The sequence below is a fragment of the Kitasatospora sp. NPDC059973 genome, from assembly GCF_042737525.1.
GTDB lineage: Bacteria > Actinomycetota > Actinomycetes > Streptomycetales > Streptomycetaceae > Kitasatospora.
Genome location: NZ_JBHWUI010000171.1, coordinates 1 through 17050 on the forward strand (window position 1 = coordinate 1; position 17050 = coordinate 17050).

Genomic DNA, 17050 nt, shown 5'->3' on the forward strand with positions numbered 1-17050 from the left:
GGAGCATCACATAGCGGGTGGCCCGCTCGACGAGGGTGCCGATGGCGGAGGCGCCGTCCTTGCCGATGATCAGGTCGCCCTCCCAGTGGCCGGGCACGGCTCGGTCCTCGACTTCGGCGGGGCGTTCGCTGATCATGACCATGGGGTGGGCGAACCTGGGTCTGCGTGCGGCGGCCTGGCGGTGGGGAACCCGGCGGGCGCGTCCGGTGCGTAGGGCCGCCGCGATCTCGCGGCGCAACTCGCCCCGGCCTTGGATGTAGAGAGCCTGGTAGACCGTCTCGTGGACCACGTGCATCTCCGGCCGCTCGGGAAAGGTGTCCCGCAGAGCCTGGCAGATCTGCTCGGGGCTCCACTTCACGTTCAGGTGGTCCTGGATGAAGCCCCGGAGCTCCGGGTTGTCGGCGATCTTCCCCGTCTTCGGGCGGGGCCGACGGGCATCGGCCCGGGCCTGGGCCGCGTGCGGGCGGTAGGCACCGCTGGAGGGGTGGCGATTGCGGCGGATCTCCCGGCTGACCGTGGAGGGGCTGCGGCCCAGCTCGGCCGCGACCTCACGGATCGTCGCCCTTTCCCGCAGCCGGTCGGCGATGTGGATCCGCTCGGCCTCGCTCAGGTACCGGGACGGCGAGCAGGGCGGTACCACCGCGTTGATCGGTGGTACCGCCCTGCTCGTGCCGGACGCACCGCGTCCGTTGCGCCAGCGTCTGCCGGTCTTCGGATTCACCCCGACGATCCGACACGCTTCCGTGTTGCTCAGTCCCTGCCGCATGAGCAGGGAGTATGCCGCTCGCTCCCTGTCAAGCCGCACAGGCCCCTGAGGGTCCCGCCTCTCCCGGATCTTGAAGTCCATCGCATCCCCTGAGCTGGGGCGTTGCGACGACCACTAGAACCTAAGGGTGCTGCGACGGGCCCTCGGGCGTTCCCGGCGTCAGAGCCAGGGGAACCAGGGTTTAGGGGTTGCCCCCTTTGGTGTTGGAGGGTGACGGGGTGGCGGGGTCGCCCCCTTTGGTCGGCTCGGGCGGCTTCACCATCAGGGTGACCGACTGCCCCGGGTCCAGCTGGGTCCCGGCGCCCGGCATCGAGTTGGTGACCGTGCCGTTCGGGTCCTGCGAGCCGAGCAGGGTGTAGCCCAGGCCCATCTTCTGCAGCTGCGCGATCGCGTCCTTGACCGGGACGTTCTGCAGCGGCGGGACGGTGGCCTTGTCCGGCGCCTTGAAGATCGTCAAGGTGATCTTCGAGTTGGCCGCGGCCTTGGTGTTCGGCTGGAGCGACTGCGACGCGACGGTGTTGACCTTGGTCGGGTCGTTGGTCGGCGTCGTCTTCGAGGCGTCGACCTGGAAGCCCGCGCCCTCCAGGGTGGCCTGCGCGGCCTCCTTCTGCTGGCCGACCACCCCGGGGACGGAGACCTTGGCCTTGCCCTGCGAGACGGTGAGCTTGATCTGCGCGGTCGGGTCGCCGGCCGCGTTGGCCGCCGGGTCCTGGGCGATGACCGTCTCCGTCGGAGCGGTGTCGTCGTCCTTGTACTCGGGCTGCGCGATGTTGGTGAAGCCGGCGTCGTTGAGCGCCTTGACCGCCTGGTCCTTGGTCAGGCCGACCACCTTGGGCACGGTCGCCTTGGCCGGGCCGGAGGAGAGCTGCACCGTGATCGTGGCGGCCTCCGCGACCTGGCCGCCGGCCGCCGGGGTCTGGGTGCAGACCTGGTCCTTCTTGACGTTGGTGTCCGGGCAGGCCACCTTCTCGCCCTCGGTCACCACCAGCTTGGGGCCGCTCTGCGCGGCGAGGGTCTTGGCCTCGGCCAGCGTCTTGCCCACCAGGCTCGGCGCGACGACCTTCGCGGTCTCCTTCTTGTCGCCGCCCTTGTTGCCGAACATCGCCTGGGCGACGAAGAAGGTGCCGACCAGGACCAGCACGGCGGCGACCGCCAGCACGATCCAGGAGGTGTTGCTCTTCTTCGGCGGCTGCTCGCCGCGCCGGCCCCCGCCGCGGCCGTAGCCGTCGTCGTAGCCGTCGTTCCCGCCGCCGCCCGGGGCACCGGCGTAGGTCTGCCCGTAGCCGTCGTCCTGGTAGCCGGGCTGCTGGCCGTAGCCGGCCTGCGGGAGCATCGTGGTCGGCCCGCCGCCGGGCTGCTGCGGCAGCACGTTGGTCTGGCCGTACGGGTCGTGCTGCTGCGGGTAGCCGTTCTGGTCGTAGCCGTACCCGGCCGCGCCGCCCATCCCGTAGGCGGCGGCCTGCTGGGCGGCGGCCACCGGGAGGCCGTCGAGGAAGCGCTCGATGTCGTCGCGCATCTCGTCGGCGCTCTGGTACCGGTAGTCGCGGTCCTTGGCGAGCGCCTTCAGCACGATCGCGTCGATCTCGGGGCGCACCTCGGGATCGAACACCGACGGCGGCTGCGCCTCCTCCCGGACGTGCTGGTAGGCCACCGCGACCGGCGAGTCGCCGACGAACGGCGGCCGCACGGTCAGCAGCTCGTACAGCAGGCAGCCGGTGGAGTAGAGGTCCGAGCGGGCGTCGACCTGCTCGCCCTTGGCCTGCTCGGGGGAGAGGTACTGGGCGGTCCCGATGACGGCGGAGGTCTGCGTCATGGTCATCCCGGCGTCGCCCATCGCCCGGGCGATGCCGAAGTCCATGACCTTGACGTTGCCCTGCCGCGTCAGCATCACGTTGGCGGGCTTGATGTCGCGGTGCACGATGCCGGCCCGGTGCGAGTACTCCAGGGCCTGGAGGATGCCGATGGTCATCTCCAGCGAGCGCTCCGGCAGCAGCCGGCGGCCGGAGTGCAGCAGCTCCCGCAGCGTGGACCCCTCGACGTACTCCATCACGATGTACGGGATGGAGATGCCGTCGATGTAGTCCTCGCCGGTGTCGTACACGGCGACGATCGCGGGGTGGTTCAGTGACGCCGCGGACTGCGCCTCACGGCGGAAGCGGGCCTGGAAGGACGGATCACGGGCCATGTCGGCCCGGAGCGTCTTCACAGCGACGGAACGGCCGAGCCGGGTGTCATGGGCGAGGTACACCTCGGCCATGCCGCCGCGTCCGAGGACGCCGCCGAGCTCGTACCTGCCGCCTAGGCGACGAGGCTCTTCCATAGTTCCGACCCTCTCCCTCACCCGCCGGTGAGGTTGTGACGTAGGTGTCCCCGCACGCTCTGAGTGACGCCGGCGCGGGCCCGGGTGGTTCTGCGATCAGGACCCTTCGACGCTTCGCGGGCGGCAACGGGCACACCCGCTGCTGCGGATACGCTACCGGTCGCACCGCGCCGGACCGGAGTCGGCCGTGGGCCGATACCAGACCGGTATCCGTTCGGCGGGGCCGATCGTGACATTCGACGCACCCGTGACGGCCGCTCCCTACTTGCCGAGGGCGGCCTGCATCACCGCCTTGGCGATGGGTGCGGCGAGCCGGCCGCCGCTGATCCCGTCACGGTTGTTGGAGCCGTCCTCGACCACCACCGCGACCGCGACGGACTGGCCGTCGGGGGTCTTGGCGTAGGAGGTGAACCAGGCGAACGGCAGCCCGGCGTTGTCCTCGCCGTGCTGCGCGGTGCCGGTCTTGCCGCCGACCGTCAGGCCCGGGATCTTGGCGTTCTTGCCGGTGCCGTTGTCGACCACCGAGACCATCAGGTCCTGGAGCTTCTGCGCGGTCTCCGGGCTCATCGCCTGGGAGTACTGCTTCTCGGTGTGCTTGGAGATGGTGGTCAGCGAGGCCGAGCGCTCCTGGTCGACCAGGTAGGGCTGCATCAGCGAGCCGTTGTTGGCGATCGCGGCCGAGACCATGGCCATCTGGAGCGGGGTGGCCCGGGTGTCGTGCTGGCCGATGGAGTCCAGCGCCACGCCGTCCGGGGTGGAGTTGGTCGGGAAGACGCTCTTCTCGGACCGGACCGGGGTGTCCACGGTGCTGTTGAAGCCGAACTTCTCGGCCTGCGCCCGCATCTTCTCCTTGCCGAGCTCGGTGCCGATCTTGCCGTAGACGGTGTTGCAGGACCAGTCCATGGCGACCTTGACCGTGGCGTTCTCGCAGGGCTCGTTGTCGCTCTCGTTCCTCAGCTCGGTCTTGGTGCCCGGCAGGATGTACGGCTTCGGCGTCTGGGTCTGGTCGTCGACGCTCTGGAACACGCCGTTCTCGAACGCCGCCGCCGCGGTGACCAGCTTGAACGTCGAACCGGGCGGGTACGTCTCGCGCAGCGCGCGGTTGAGCATCGGCTTGTTCGGGTCCGCGTTGAGGTCCACCCAGGCCTTGGAGTCGCCGGACTCGCTGCCCGCGAAGGCGCCCGGGTCGTAGGACGGGGTGGAGACCAGCGCCAGGATCGCGCCGGTGCGCGGGTCGAGCGCGACCACCGCGCCCTTCTTGTTGCCGAGGCCGTCGAAGGCGGCCTTCTGGGCCTTGGAGTTGATCGTCGTGACGACGTCCCCGCCCTTCTTCGGCTCCCCGGTCAGCATGTCCAGGGTGTTCCGGAAGAACAGCCGGTCGTCGCTGCCGGAGAGGATGCCGTCCTCCAGCTGCTCCAGCTGGCTGGCGCCGAAGGACTGCGAGGAGTACCCGGTCACCGGCGCGTACATCGCGCCGTCGACCCAGGAGCGCTTGTACTTGTAGCGCAGGCCGTTGACGAAGTCGGACTGGGTGACCGGCTTGCCGTCGACGATGATGTTGCCCCGCGGGTGGGCGTACCGGTCGTACACCTGCCGCTTGTTGTTCTTGTTGGTGGCCCAGGCCTCGGCCTGGACGCCCTGCACCCAGTTGGTGCGCACCATCAGGGCCAGGATCAGGACCAGGCAGAAGATCGAGACCCGGCGGATCGGCTTGTTCACGAGGCTGCTCCCCCCTGGAGCTCGGTGGCCGGGGCCGGTTCCACCCCGGGGCGGCGGGCGCTGTCGCTGATCTTCAGCAGGATCGCGATCAGGGCCCAGTTGGCGACCACCGAGGACCCGCCCTGGGCGAGGAACGGCATGGTCATACCGGTCAGCGGGATCAGGCCGGTGACGCCGCCGGCGACCACGAAGACCTGGAGCGCCATGGCCGAGGAGAGGCCGACGGCGAACAGCTTGCCGAACGGGTCCCGGGCCGCGATGGCGGTGCGCAGGCCGCGCTGCACCAGCAGGGCGTAGAGCATGAAGATCGCCATGATGCCGGTGAGCCCGAGTTCCTCGCCGAACGAGCCGAGGATGAAGTCGCTCTTGGCGGCGAAGTCGATCAGCCAGGAGCGGCCCTGGCCGAGGCCCGAGCCGGTCACCCCGCCGGAGCCCAGCGCCATCAGCGACTGGCCGATCTGTTCCGTCGAGCCCTGGGGCGGTTTGGGCGTGAAGGCGGCCATCGGGTCGAGCCAGGCGTCGATCCGGGTCTTCACGTGGCTGGCGGTGGAGGCGACCGCGACGGCGCCGCCGACGGACATCAGCAGGCCGAAGACGATCCAGCTGGTGCGCTCGGTGGCGACGTAGAGCATCACCACGAAGAGGCCGAAGTACAGGAAGGACGAGCCCAGGTCGTTCTCGAAGATCAGGATCAGCAGGCTGAGCAGCCAGATCACGATGATCGGGCCGAGGTCGCGGCCGCGCGGCAGGTAGAGGCCCATGAAGCGGCGGCTGGCCAGGGCCAGGGCGTCCCGCTTGACCATCAGGTAGCCGGCGAAGAACACGGTCAGGATGATCTTGGCGAACTCACCGGGCTGGATCGAGAAGGCGCCCATCCGGATCCAGATCTTGGCGCCGAAGTCCTCCTTGCGGGCCGGGAAGAAGGCCGGCGCCGCGAGCAGCACCAGGGCCGCCGCCATCGAGATGTAGGTGTAGCGCTGGAGGACCCGGTGGTCCTTCAGGAAGATCATCACGAAGATGAAGAACGCCACCCCGAGGCCCGACCACATCAGCTGGTTGGCCGCCGCGGGGTAGTTGTTGTGCAGCAGCTTCCCGGCCTTGTCGAGCCGCCAGATCATCACCACGCCGAGCCCGTTGAGCAGGGTGGCGATCGGCAGCATCAGCGGGTCCGCGTAGGGCGCGAAGCGGCGCATCAGCAGGTGCGCGACCAGTGCCAGCGCCCCCATGCCGAGGCCGTAGCCGAGCATGCCGGCCGGTAGCGAGTCGTCCATCGCGAGGCCCACGTTGGCGTACGCGAGGACCGGCAGCAGCACCGCGAACGCCAGCATGGCCAGCTCGGTGTTGCGTCGGTTGGGCGCGCCCTGCGGGGAGATGGTGGTGTTGCCCCGGCGCCGGGAGGAGGCGCGGTCGGCCGGTACGCCGCCGGACCGGCGGTCGCCGGAGCGGTTGTCGGCGCCGTTGCTGAGGTCGAAGGTGCTCACGTGGTGACCGCTCCCTGACGGCCGGCAGGCCCGCTCGGGGCGGGCCTATGTCGGGTCGCGGCCGTCACGGCTTCGGGCAGGAGTCGGCCTTCTGCCGCTCCTCGTCCGTCAGACCGGGCAGGTCGCCCTGCGACCCGGTGGCCGGGGCGGCGGCGCTCTGGCTCGGGGCGGCCGTGGTCGGGGTGGGGGTCGGGGTGGCCGAGGCCGTGGGGGTGGCCGGAGCCGCCCGGCCGGGCACGGAGGGCGACGGCGCGGGCGCGGTGGCCGTCCGGAAGCCGATGTGCGCCACGGCGGGCGTGGTGCCCGGCTGACCGGTCGGCGCGGTGCCCGGCAGCGCCGGGTTGGCCGCGGCGGCCGCCCGGGCGTCGGAGACCTTGTGGCAGAACGTCGCCTGCTCGCCCAGCTTCTTCACCTTGTCGTCGGCGTCGCCGAGGCTGCTGGCCGAGATGGTGTTGGTGACGTGGGTGCGCTGGTCCTGCGGCAGGTACTTGAGCTCGATGTCCTTGTACGTGGTGTGCACCGAGGACAGGCTCAGCCCGGCGAGGCTCTGGTTGACGCCCTGGTAGACCGCGACGTGGTCGCCGTCGACACCGACGTAGTACTGGTCCTGGGTCCACTGGTAGCCGAAGAAGCCGACGCCGCCCAGCACGCCCAGGGCGACCAGGGCCGCCAGCGAGAGCTTGAGCGCCTTGCCCTTGCGCTTCGGCAGCGCCTCGTCGTCGAAGTCCTCGGTGCCGTACACCGGGGGCTCACCGGCCGCGTAGCCCTCGTAGCCCTCGGCCGGGCCGAAGCCGGCCGGGGCGGCGCCGTAGCCGCCGTCGTAGCCCTCGGCGGGGCCGAAGGCGCCCTGCGGGGAGCGGCCGAGACCGGCCGCCCGGCCGGCCGGGGTGTCCCGGATCGACTGGTCGGCGACGGTCGAGGACGGCGGGGTCTCGGCGACCGCGCCGACGACCACCGGGACGTCGTTGAACTGACCGCTCAGGGTGTCCGTGGCACCGACGTCGAGGACGTCCGCCACGATGCAGGTGATGTTGTCCGGACCGCCGCCGCGCAGGGCGAGCTGGATCAGCTCCTGCACGGTCTGCTCGGGGGAGTAGAAGCTCCCGAGGGTGTCCTGGAGGGTCTGGTGGCTGACCGGTCCGGAGAGGCCGTCGGAGCAGATCAGGTAGCGGTCGCCGGCCCGGACCTCGCGGATCGACAGGTCGGGCTCGACCTGGCCGCGGCCGTCCAGCGCCCGCATCAGCAGCGAGCGCTGCGGGTGGGTCTCGGCCTCCTCGGGCGTGATCCGGCCCTCGTCGACCAGGCGCTGCACCCAGGTGTGGTCCTGGGTGATCTGCACCAGCGCGCCGTCGCGCAGCAGGTAGGCGCGGGAGTCGCCGACGTGCACCAGACCCATCCGCTGGCCCGTCCAGAGCATCGCGGTGAGGGTGCAGCCCATGCCTTCCAGCTGCGGGTCCTCCTCGACCATCTGCCGGAGGCGGTCGTTGGCGCCCTGGACGGCGTCACCGAGCAGGGTCAGCAGGTCGGCGCCGGGCACGTCCTCGTCCAGCCGGACGATCGAGCCGAGCACCTCGGAGGAAGCGACCTCGCCGGCCGCGGCCCCGCCCATGCCGTCGGCCACGGCGAGCAGCCGCGGCCCGGCATAGCCGGAGTCCTCGTTCCCCTCCCGGATCAGCCCCTTGTGGGAGCCGGCGGCGAAGCGCAGCACCAGGGTCATGCGACCTGAGCCCCCCTCTGGGTCATGGACGGGATGCTGTCCCTCATGCGCTACTACTTCCGCAGTTCGATGACGGTCCTGCCGATACGGATCGGCATGCCCGGCTGGAGCGGGGTCGGCGCGGTCAGGCGCTGCCGGTCCAGATAGGTGCCGTTGGTGGAGCCTAGATCCTCGACCGTCCACTGCCCAGTCTGATCCGGATAGATCCTGGCATGCCGGGAGGACGCGTAGTCGTCGTCCAGCACGATGGTGGAGTCGTGCGCGCGGCCCAGCGTGATGGTCTGGCCCTGCAGCGCCACGGTCGTACCGGCCAGCGAGCCCTGCACCACGACCAGCTGGGTCGGGGCGCCGCGGCGCCGGCCGCCGCCTCCGCCCTGGGTCTGGGCGGCCGGGGCGGGCTGGCCCTGCGGGGCCCGCCCGGGCGCGGCCGCGGCGGGGGTCGCCGTGGCGGCGGCCGCGGTCGCGGCACCGCCCCGGCGGGAGGAACGCGGGTTCACCTTCGTGCCGAAGAGGTCACTGCGGATCACCTGGACCGCGACGATGACGAAGAGCCACAGCACGGCGAGGAAACCCAGCCGCATGACCGTCAGGGTCAGTTCTGACATGGCCGGCCCGCCCGTGAGTGAGCGAAGCGAGCGAACAAATCGGACACTACCCTTCGACCTGTCGGTAGACGATGGTGGTGGAACCCACGACGATTCGCGAGCCGTCGCGGAGCGTAGCGCGCTGGGTGTGCTGTCCGTCCACCACGATGCCGTTGGTGGACCCGAGGTCGAGCACCATCGAGGGCGTGCCGGGCCGGATCTCGGCGTGCTTGCGGGAGACCCCGGGGTCGTCGATCCGCACGTCGGCCTCGGTGGAGCGGCCGAGCACGCAGGCGTTCCCGGTGATCTGGTGGCGGGAGCCGTTGACCTCGATCCAGCGCCGGACGGCGGTGCCGTGGCCGGCGCCGGGGAACGGGCGGACGTTGCCGCCCGCGGGCGGGCCGGCGGGCATGGCGGGGGGTGCGGCCGGCGGCGGGGGCGCGCTGTAGGGAGCGGCGCCCTGCTGCTGCCACGGTGCGCCGGGGGCCGGGGCGGCCGGCGGCCGGCCGTAGCCGCCCCCCTGGGTGGGGTGCGCCGGGGCCTGCTGCTGCGGCTGCTCCTCGGCGGCCAGCGTGCGGCTGCGCACCCGGTAGAGCCCGGTGTCCAGGTCGTCGGCCTTCTCCAGGTTCACCTGGAGCGGGCCCATGAAGGAGTACCGCTGGGCCTCGGCGTACTCGCGGACCATCCCGGCCAGCTCGGTGCCCAGCTGACCGGAGTAGGGGCTGAGCCGCTCGAAGTCGTGCGGGCTGAGCTCGACGATGAAGTCGTTGGGCACGACGGTCCGGTCGCGGTTCCAGATGCTCGCGTTGTTGTCGCACTCGCGCTGCAGCGCACCGGCGATCTCCACGGGCTGGACCTCGGATTTGAACACCTTGGCGAAGGTGCCGTTGACGAGACCCTCAAGTCGCTGCTCGAACTTCTTCAGCACTCCCATTGGGGCACCCCCTTCCAGGGTTCGTTCGCCTGCCCGCGACCGGATCCCGGGGAGCCGGTCGCGCCTACTTGCGGTACTTCCGTACTGATCGTATCCACGCCGGGGCCATCCATACGGTTCCCGGACCGCGTGGTGACCGGGGGTGGGCTCGGACACACAGGGTGACGCATGGCGGCGGCAGCATGCCAGGGCTACCCGTCGAAACGTGCCCTCATCCCTCGCTCGGCTGTTCGTCCGGGCATCCGTTCGGATGCGCTCGGCCGTCCCGGGAAACGGATTCGGAGGCGGCCCGCAGGTCGTGCTACTGTTTTCCACGTCGGAAGGGGCGCCCGCAAGGGAGCCGGACCGAAGAGCCGCGAAGACCACATGGTACCGAGCGGATCGGCTGGTCGGCTGGCAACCACGACAGACACCCATGCGCGGGTGGCGGAATAGGCAGACGCGCTGGATTCAGGTTCCAGTGCCCGAAAGGGCGTGGGGGTTCAACTCCCCCCTCGCGCACAGCGAAGCCCCGCAGATCTTCGGATCTGCGGGGCTTTCTCGTGTTGGGGGCGTGCCCGGGGCCGCGGAGCCGGCGCGGGCGGGTTCACTCCCGGCCGGCGGGCAGGTCGGCCCGTACCGCGAAGCCGCCGTCGGGGGTGGTGCCGGCGGTGAGCGTGCCGCCGAGCAGCTGGGCCCGCTCCCGCAGCCCGACCAGGCCGTGGCCGCCGCCCGGCAGGGTCTCGGCCGGGCGGACCGGCGGGGCGTCGTTGCGGACCTCGACCCGGAGCCGGCGGCCCGCCGCCCGCACGTAGACGTGGACGGTGGCCTGCGGGGCGTACTTGGTGATGTTGGTGAGCGCCTCCTGGACCGTCCGGTAGGCGGCCCGCTCGACCGCCTCGGGCCAGGGGTGGTCCCCCGGGGACAGCTCGGCCACGGCCGCCAGGCCGCTCTCCTCGATCAGCCGGGGGAGGTCGGCCAGCCGCGGCTGCGGGGCGAGCGGGGTGTCCGGGCGGGAGCCGGTGGCCCGCAGCACGCCGACCATCTGCCGCAGCTCCTCCAGGGTGCGCACGGAGAGCTCCCGGATCGTCCGGGCGGTGGCCGCGGCGGCCGGGTCCGCGGTGCTGACCTGCAGCGCGCCGGCCTGGATGCTGATCAGGCTGACCTGGTGCGAGACCACGTCGTGCATCTCCCGGGCGAGCCGGGCCCGCTCGCTGACCAGGACCCGCTCGGCGAGCAGCCGGTTCTCCCGGGCCCGGCCCCGGGTCAGTTCGTCCAGCCGGGCCGCCAGCTCCCGGCGGGTGCGCGAGAGCAGACCGGTGGCGGCCGGGCCGGCGGCCAGCATCACCGACTGGATGGCGTAGAGCGCGGTCTCCCGGCTCGGTTCGAGGGACTGCTCGGAGAGCGGCCAGTGGAAGAACTCCACCAGGGCGAAGAGGGTCGCGCAGGGGACCACCACCCGGGGCACCGGCCGCTCGGCGGCCACCGTGTACACGGCGGTGATCGGGGCGAGCCAGATGTCGGCGAGGTAGCTGCCCGGCATGGTGAGCAGCAGCACGGTGACCGGGAAGCGCCGGCGCCAGGGCAGCACCGCGGCGGCGAGCAGCGAGAGCAGCACCTGCCACCAGGCCGAGCCGCGGGCCACCAGGGCGGCGTCCATCAGCGAGTAGAGGGCCGGCAGCAGCAGCATCAACCAGGGCGCGGTCAGCCAGGCCGGCAGGCGTCTGGCGGGGGGCAGCTCGCTCGTGGTCATGCCCCGTCGCCGGGTTTCGGCCGGACCAGGCCGGCCCGGTGGGCGACGACCGCCGCCTGCACCCGGTTGGCGGCGCCGAGCTTGCCGAGGATCGCGCTGATGTGGTCCTTCACCGTGCCGGTGCCCAGGAAGAGCCGGTCGGCGATCTCGGCGTTGGACAGCCCCTCGCCGAGCAGCGCCAGGACGTCGAGTTCGCGGCTGGTGAGGGTGCGGGCCAGCGAGGTGGCCTCGGCGTCCGGGCCGCCGCCGTCCACGTAGCCGCCGATCACGGTGCGGGTGACGGTCGGGGAGAGGATGCTGCCGCCGGCCGCGATCACCCGGACGGCGTGGACCAGCTGGTCCGGGGCGGTGTCCTTGAGCAGGAAGCCGGCCGCGCCGGCGCGCAGCGCGGTGCCGATGTACTCGTCGGTGTCGAAGGTGGTGAGCATCGCCACCGCCGGCGGGTCGGGCAGGGCGCGCAGCCGGCGCAGCACCGAGATGCCGTCGAGGTCGGGCATCCGGATGTCGAGCAGCACCACGTGCGGGCGCAGGCGCTGGACGAAGTCCTCGGCCCGGCCGCCGGAGCAGTCGCCGACCACCTCCAGGTCGGGGGCGGAGCCGACGATGAGGCCGAGGCCGGAGCGGACCAGGATCTCGTCGTCCACGATCAGCACGCGGGTGGTGGTGATGGTCCCTCCTCGGTTCGGGCGGCCGGGACCGGCCGGTCCGCTCGCTGCGGTGTGCTTGAGCATTTCGAGACTAGGGCCAGTGGGGGCGGGGTGCCGAACGCCGCCGCTGGGTGGACACCCCCGCCGTTCGGCGGGGGGCGGAATCGGCTACCGGGTTCACGTCATCCTCACCCGGGGTGCGGAACGATGGAGTCGGCTGCCCCTCACCGGTTTCCGGTCATGGCCAGGGTCGCCGGTCAGTCCGTCGGGCGCACGGATGCCCGGCGCCGGCCTGTGTGCGGATGCGCCCCACCATCTGATCGTTTGGAATTGAGCTGTGTCGTCCACTGTGAAGCCGGAGCCGTCCGCCGCGTCCACCGGGCCCCGGCCCGCCGGCCTGCTGGAGCGCTGGCGCCCGAGGGCCGCCGCGGCCACCGTCTGGTACCTGCGGCTGATCGCCCTGCTGAACCTCGTGACGGTGCTGCTGGAGCCGTTCCGGGACCAGGTCGAGACGCACAACGAGGGCGAGTACTTCACCCCCTACCTGATGACGGCCGGGCTGAGCACCGCGGTGCTGTCGGTCTTCCTGGCGATCGCGATGCGTCGGCGCAAGCGGGCCGCGTGGATCTTCAACATCGCGCTGGCGGGGCTGTTCGCGTTCCTCTACCTGGCCGCCATGGCGCTGCCCGACGAGCGCTTCAACCGGCACCCGCTCAACTACATCTCCACCGTGCTGACCTGCGCGTTCGTGCTGGCGCTGCTGGTCGGGCGGAAGGAGTTCACCTCCAAGGGCGACAGCTCCAACCCGAAGACCGCGGCGGCCACCTTCGTCGGCGGCCTGGCCTTCGGCGGGGTGGTCGGCGCGCTGCTGGTCTGGGCGAACAACGGCGCCCAGGGCGCCGGATTCTGGGACCTCTTCCGCTACTCGGTCGGCCGGATGATCACCATCACGCCCTCCGAGCACCTGCGCTCCGTGATCTCCGCGCCCACCTGGGTCAACGCCGTCATCAACGCGATGGGCGGGGTGCTCTTCCTGCTGGTGCTCTACGTGGCGTTCCGCAGCCCCAAGGACAAGGAGTTGCTGACCCCGGAGGACGAGGAGCGGCTGCGCGGCCTGCTGGAGAAGCAGGGCGACCGGGACTCGCTGGGCTACTTCGCGCTGCGCCGGGACAAGGCGGTGGTCTTCTCCCCCAGCGGCAAGGCGGCGGTGACCTACCGGGTGGTCGGCGGGGTCTCGCTGGCCTCGGGCGACCCGATCGGGGACCCGGAGGCCTGGCCCGGCGCGATCGACGCCTGGCTGGCCGAGGCCCGCGAGCACGCCTGGGCGCCGGCCGTGATGGGCGCCTCCGAGGAGGCCGGGGTGATCTACGCCCGGCACGGGCTGGACGCGCTGGAACTCGGTGACGAGGCGATCGTCGAGCTGGACGAGTTCTCGCTGGACGGCCGGGCGATGCGGGTGGTCCGCCAGGCCTACAACCGGGTCAAGCGGGCCGGGTACACCGTGCGGATCCGCCGCCACGAGTCCATCCCCGAGTGCGAGATGGCCCAGCTGGTGGCCAAGGCCGACCAGTGGCGCGACGGCGCGACCGAGCGCGGCTTCTCGATGGCCCTCGGCCGCCTCGGCGACCCGGGCGACGGGCGCTGCGTGATGCTGGAGTGCCACGACGGGGACGGCGAGCTGAAGGCGCTGCTGAGCTTCGTGCCGTGGGGCGCGGACGGGCTCTCGCTGGACCTGATGCGCCGGGCCCGGGACACCGAGAACGGCCTGATGGAGTTCATGGTGATCGAACTCCTGCAGCGCGCCGAGGAGGTCCAGCTGGCCCGGGTGTCGCTGAACTTCGCAATGTTCCGTTCCGTTTTCGAGCGGGGATCGCGCCTCGGCGCGGGGCCGGTGCTCCGGCTCTGGCGCTCGGTGCTGGGCTTCTTCTCGCGCTGGTGGCAGATCGAATCGCTGTACCGGGCCAACGCCAAGTACCGGCCGATCTGGGAACCGCGCTATCTGCTGTTCGAGAAGAGCAGCGAGATTCCGCGCATCGGCATCGCCAGCGCGCGCGCCGAGGGCTTCATCACCGCGCCGAGCCTGCCCGCCCTGTTCCGTCGCCGGCACGCGGGGAGCGCCGGCACGGCGCCCCGCCCGCCGGCGGCCGCGCGGGACGGGAAGGGGTAACCCCTCCGCCGGGGGGCGGAGGGGGCCGGTCGTCCGGATGGGGGGAGCTATCGGGGCTTCTCTCCCCCCAGAGGATGAGGCCGCTCCACTTTTATGCCGATGTGGATTCATTAACCGGCTTCTAATGTTGGAGTGGTCGAGAAGGCGTTCGCGGCTTCGGGGATTTGGAGAGACGGTTGTGATTTACAGGACCCACGCGGGGGGCGTGCGAAAGGGGCCGCTGGCTATTGCCGGTGCGGCCGCTGTCGCCGAGTGGGGGACGTTGTTCGGGACGGTCCGGGACCGGCTGGTGGCGAAGAAGTTCGCCGCCGTTCCGCTGTCGACGGCGGCGACCGCGCTGATCCTGCTGTTCAGCATCGTGCAGCACCTGCCGGGCGGCGAGCGGTTCGTCACCCGGATCGGGGTGGTGAAGGCGGCGCTGCCGCTGGACGTCTCGCTGCTGCGCACACCGCTCTCGCTGTACGTGCCGGCGCTGGACCTGCCGGTCTGGGGGGCGCTGGCCCAGGTGTTCGTGGTCTTCGGGATCGCCGAGATCGTGCTCGGGCGGCGGCTCACCCTGGTGGTGGCCTACGCCTGCACCCTGGCCGGAACGCTGTTCGCCCGGGTCGGTGTGGCGATCGGTCCGGACCACATGTTCGGCTTCCCGAAGTGGGTGGCGTACGTCCGGGACACCGGTCCCTCGGCGGCGGTGGTGGCGCTGGCGATCTGCATCGCGTTCCGCTGCCGGGCCTGGTTCACGGCCGGTGTGGTGGTCGCGCTGATGGTCGGTGAGGCGGTCCTGCTGCCGAACCTGGCGGGCCTGGAGCACGTCGTCGCGGTGATCACCGCGCTGCTGATCGCCGTTTCGGTGGAGGTGTTCGGGGACTTCTGGCCGCGGGTGCTGGCCGGGGTCGGCGCGGCGGCCTCGGTGGCCGCGGCCGCCTCGATCGAGGTGGCCACGGAGGCCCGGCGCCGGCGGTCGGCGGGCGCGGCGATCCCCTAGGGGACGGCCCGGGGCCCGGTGCGGGGCGTCACGGAGCTGTCCGGCGGGGCCGGTCGGCCGGGCGCGGGCGGGGGCCCGCACCCGGCGCTCAGCCGGTGGGCGGTAGCGGCAGTTCGAACCAGACCACCTTGCCGACCGCCTTGCGGGCGGTGCCCCAGCGCGCGGCGAGCTTGGTGACCAGCGTCAGGCCGCGGCCGGTCTCGCCGAGCTGTTCGGCGGGCTCCAGCGACGGCAGGTTGTGGTTGTCGTCGCTGACCTCGACCAGCAGCTTGTCCACCCGGATCAGCTGGAGCTGGACGCGGTCCCGGGCGACCCGGACGGCGTTCGTCACCAGTTCGCTGACCAGCAGCTCGGTGGTGTCGCGGAGCCCCTCCAGGTGCCAGCCGGTCAGCTGCTCGCGCACCAGCGCGCGGGCCCGGCCGACCTCGCGGTGGTCCACAGTGAGGTCCCAGGTGGCCACCTCGGTCGGCGCGACGCCGTCGAAGCGGGCCACCAGCAGGGCGACGTCGTCCTTGCGGTCGTCCGAGTGCAGCCGGTCCAGGACGACGTCGCAGGCCTCCTCGGGGCTGCGCTGCGGGTCGATCAGATTGCCGCAGAGCGCGGCCAGCCCGGTACCTATGTCGCCGCCCCTGACCTCGACCAGGCCGTCGGTGCAGAGCACCAGCATCGAGCCGTCCGAGACGTCGATGGTCTTGGCGACGAACGGCACCCCGCCGACGCCGATCGGCGCGCCGGCCGGGATCTCCAGCAGCTCGCCGGTGCCGTCCGGGTGCACCAGCACCGGCGGGACGTGGCCGGCGCTGGCCAGCTCGCAGGTCCGGTTGATCGGGTCGTAGACCGCGTACAGGCAGGTGGCCAGATGGTCGTCGCCGAGCTTCTGGGCCAGGTTGTCCAGGTGGCGCAGCAGCTGGCCGGGCGGCAGGTCCAGGGCGGCGAGGGTCTGCATCGCGGTGCGGAAGCGGCCCATCGCGGCGGCCGAGTGCAGGCCGTGGCCCATCACGTCGCCGACCACCAGGGCGACCCGGCTGCCGGGCAGCTGGATCGCGTCGAACCAGTCCCCGCCGACCTCGGCCTTGGAGTCGCCCGGCAGGTAGCGGTGGGCGATCTGCACGCCGGGGATCTGCGGCGGACGGGTCGGGATCATCGAACGCTGCAGGACGGTGGCGACCTTGGACTCGGCGCGGTGCAGCCGCGCGTTGTCCAGCGAGAGGGCGGCGCGGGCGGCCAGCTCCTTGAGGGTGGCGGCGTCGCCCTCGTCGAAGGGGGCGCGGTCGGGCAGCCGGAGCAGCTTGAGGATGCCGAGCACGGTGCCCCGGGCGGAGAGCGGCACGACCAGCATCGAGCGGCCGGAGACCACCGGGGCGAGCCGGACACCGCCCAGCGCGGCGGCGTAGTCGACCGCGACGTCCTCGCTGATCACCGGGACCAGGACCGGCTGGTTCAGCTGGAGGGCCATCCCGGGCGGGGTGTGCCGGGGCATCGCGACCAGCGAACCCTCGGCGAGGACGTGGTCCCACTCGCCGGTCGAGTCGTTGTTGGCCAGGGCGACCCGGCGCAGCATGGTGTCGTCGTCCGGCCGGGCCTCGGGCAGCTCGGAGTCGGAGATCAGGCCGTCCACCAGGTCGACGCAGGCGAAGTCGGCGACCCGGGGGACGAGCACCTGGCAGAGCTCGCGCGCGGTGAAGCCGAGGTCCAGGGTGGTGCCGACCTTGCCGCCGACCTCGCCCAGCAGGGCCAGTTGTTCCCCGGCCTGGCCGTTGGTCAGGAACGGGGAGAGCCGGCCGCCCGACGCGGTGGCGCCCGACGCGGCGCCCGGGCCGCACGGTGCCTCGGCGGGGGAGGGGACGGCGCCGGGCGGGGCCTGGTCACCGCGGTGGACCAGATGCCCGGGGGCGGACGACTCGACGGCGGCCTGCTCGATGGTGGCGCCTCCTCTGGGCGGGGCGGGGACGGCCGGGGCGGCCGCCGAGGCCGCGCCCGCGGCGCCGGCGGGCCGGGCGG

12 protein-coding genes and 1 tRNA gene are annotated in these 17050 nt (G+C 72.1%); 3 read left to right on the top strand and 10 right to left on the bottom strand.

Annotated elements, in window-relative coordinates:
- The 7 genes from ACFWA9_RS32340 to ACFWA9_RS32370 form a co-directional block, all read right to left on the bottom strand.
- A partial coding sequence (locus ACFWA9_RS32340; protein ID WP_380391942.1) for an IS30 family transposase occupies nucleotides 1–847 on the bottom strand: 847 nt, incomplete at its 3' end.
- 100 nt (nucleotides 848–947) lie between these two features.
- On the bottom strand, nucleotides 948–3086 hold the full coding sequence (pknB, locus tag ACFWA9_RS32345; RefSeq protein WP_352288602.1) for a Stk1 family PASTA domain-containing Ser/Thr kinase: 2139 nt from the start codon (nucleotides 3084–3086) through the stop codon (nucleotides 948–950).
- 261 nt (nucleotides 3087–3347) lie between these two features.
- Nucleotides 3348–4805: a penicillin-binding protein 2 gene (locus ACFWA9_RS32350; RefSeq protein ID WP_329488819.1), complete on the bottom strand. Its 1458-nt coding sequence runs from the start codon at nucleotides 4803–4805 to the stop codon at nucleotides 3348–3350.
- Nucleotides 4802–6178, bottom strand: a complete 1377-nt coding sequence (locus ACFWA9_RS32355; RefSeq protein ID WP_329492179.1) for an FtsW/RodA/SpoVE family cell cycle protein — start codon at nucleotides 6176–6178, stop codon at nucleotides 4802–4804. The genes ACFWA9_RS32350 and ACFWA9_RS32355 overlap by 4 nt, the downstream gene beginning before the upstream one ends.
- Before the next feature lie 172 nt (nucleotides 6179–6350).
- Nucleotides 6351–8003, bottom strand: coding sequence for a PP2C family protein-serine/threonine phosphatase (locus tag ACFWA9_RS32360; RefSeq protein WP_380391945.1), 1653 nt, complete (start codon nucleotides 8001–8003; stop codon nucleotides 6351–6353).
- A gap of 53 nt (nucleotides 8004–8056) precedes the next feature.
- Nucleotides 8057–8608 (bottom strand): FHA domain-containing protein, encoded by a 552-nt coding sequence (locus ACFWA9_RS32365; protein WP_380391948.1) that lies wholly within the window; start codon nucleotides 8606–8608, stop codon nucleotides 8057–8059.
- A gap of 46 nt (nucleotides 8609–8654) precedes the next feature.
- Nucleotides 8655–9521 (bottom strand): DUF3662 and FHA domain-containing protein, encoded by an 867-nt coding sequence (locus tag ACFWA9_RS32370; protein WP_329488822.1) that lies wholly within the window; start codon nucleotides 9519–9521, stop codon nucleotides 8655–8657.
- 417 nt (nucleotides 9522–9938) lie between these two features.
- Between ACFWA9_RS32370 and ACFWA9_RS32375 the strand changes: the two genes are divergently transcribed.
- A tRNA-Leu gene (locus ACFWA9_RS32375) sits at nucleotides 9939–10022 on the top strand.
- Nucleotides 10023–10107: 85 nt separating this feature from the next.
- On the opposite strand, the gene ACFWA9_RS32380 is transcribed toward ACFWA9_RS32375, so the two are convergent.
- Complete coding sequence (locus ACFWA9_RS32380) at nucleotides 10108–11253, bottom strand: sensor histidine kinase (RefSeq protein WP_380391951.1); 1146 nt, start codon at nucleotides 11251–11253, stop codon at nucleotides 10108–10110.
- A complete protein-coding gene (locus ACFWA9_RS32385) occupies nucleotides 11250–11984 on the bottom strand; it encodes a response regulator (protein ID WP_380391954.1) in 735 nt (244 codons plus the stop codon). Before ACFWA9_RS32385 ends, ACFWA9_RS32380 begins: the two co-directional genes overlap by 4 nt.
- A 253-nt stretch (nucleotides 11985–12237) precedes the next feature.
- Here ACFWA9_RS32385 and ACFWA9_RS32390 point away from each other — a divergent pair, with 253 nt between their 5' ends.
- Together ACFWA9_RS32390 and ACFWA9_RS32395 are read left to right on the top strand one after the other, a co-directional pair.
- Complete coding sequence (locus ACFWA9_RS32390) at nucleotides 12238–14067, top strand: phosphatidylglycerol lysyltransferase domain-containing protein (protein WP_380391957.1); 1830 nt, start codon at nucleotides 12238–12240, stop codon at nucleotides 14065–14067.
- A 205-nt stretch (nucleotides 14068–14272) separates the two neighbouring features.
- Nucleotides 14273–15049 carry a hypothetical protein gene (locus tag ACFWA9_RS32395; protein ID WP_380391960.1) on the top strand — a complete coding sequence of 259 codons (777 nt, stop codon included), beginning with the start codon at nucleotides 14273–14275 and terminating at the stop codon, nucleotides 15047–15049.
- 88 nt (nucleotides 15050–15137) lie between these two features.
- Here ACFWA9_RS32395 and ACFWA9_RS32400 read toward each other — a convergent pair.
- On the bottom strand, nucleotides 15138–17050 hold a 1913-nt coding region (locus ACFWA9_RS32400; protein WP_380391963.1), incomplete at its 5' end, for a SpoIIE family protein phosphatase.

Excerpts from the sequence above, each read along its gene's own strand:
- pknB (WP_352288602.1), bottom strand. The coding sequence starts at position 3,086 with ATGGAAGAGCCTCGTCGCCTAGGCGGCAGGTACGAGCTCGGCGGCGTC.
- ACFWA9_RS32360 (WP_380391945.1), bottom strand. The coding sequence starts at position 8,003 with ATGACCCTGGTGCTGCGCTTCGCCGCCGGCTCCCACAAGGGGCTGATC.
- ACFWA9_RS32365 (WP_380391948.1), bottom strand. The coding sequence starts at position 8,608 with ATGTCAGAACTGACCCTGACGGTCATGCGGCTGGGTTTCCTCGCCGTG.
- ACFWA9_RS32370 (WP_329488822.1), bottom strand. The coding sequence starts at position 9,521 with ATGGGAGTGCTGAAGAAGTTCGAGCAGCGACTTGAGGGTCTCGTCAAC.
- ACFWA9_RS32380 (WP_380391951.1), bottom strand. The coding sequence starts at position 11,253 with ATGACCACGAGCGAGCTGCCCCCCGCCAGACGCCTGCCGGCCTGGCTG.
- ACFWA9_RS32385 (WP_380391954.1), bottom strand. The coding sequence starts at position 11,984 with ATGCTCAAGCACACCGCAGCGAGCGGACCGGCCGGTCCCGGCCGCCCG.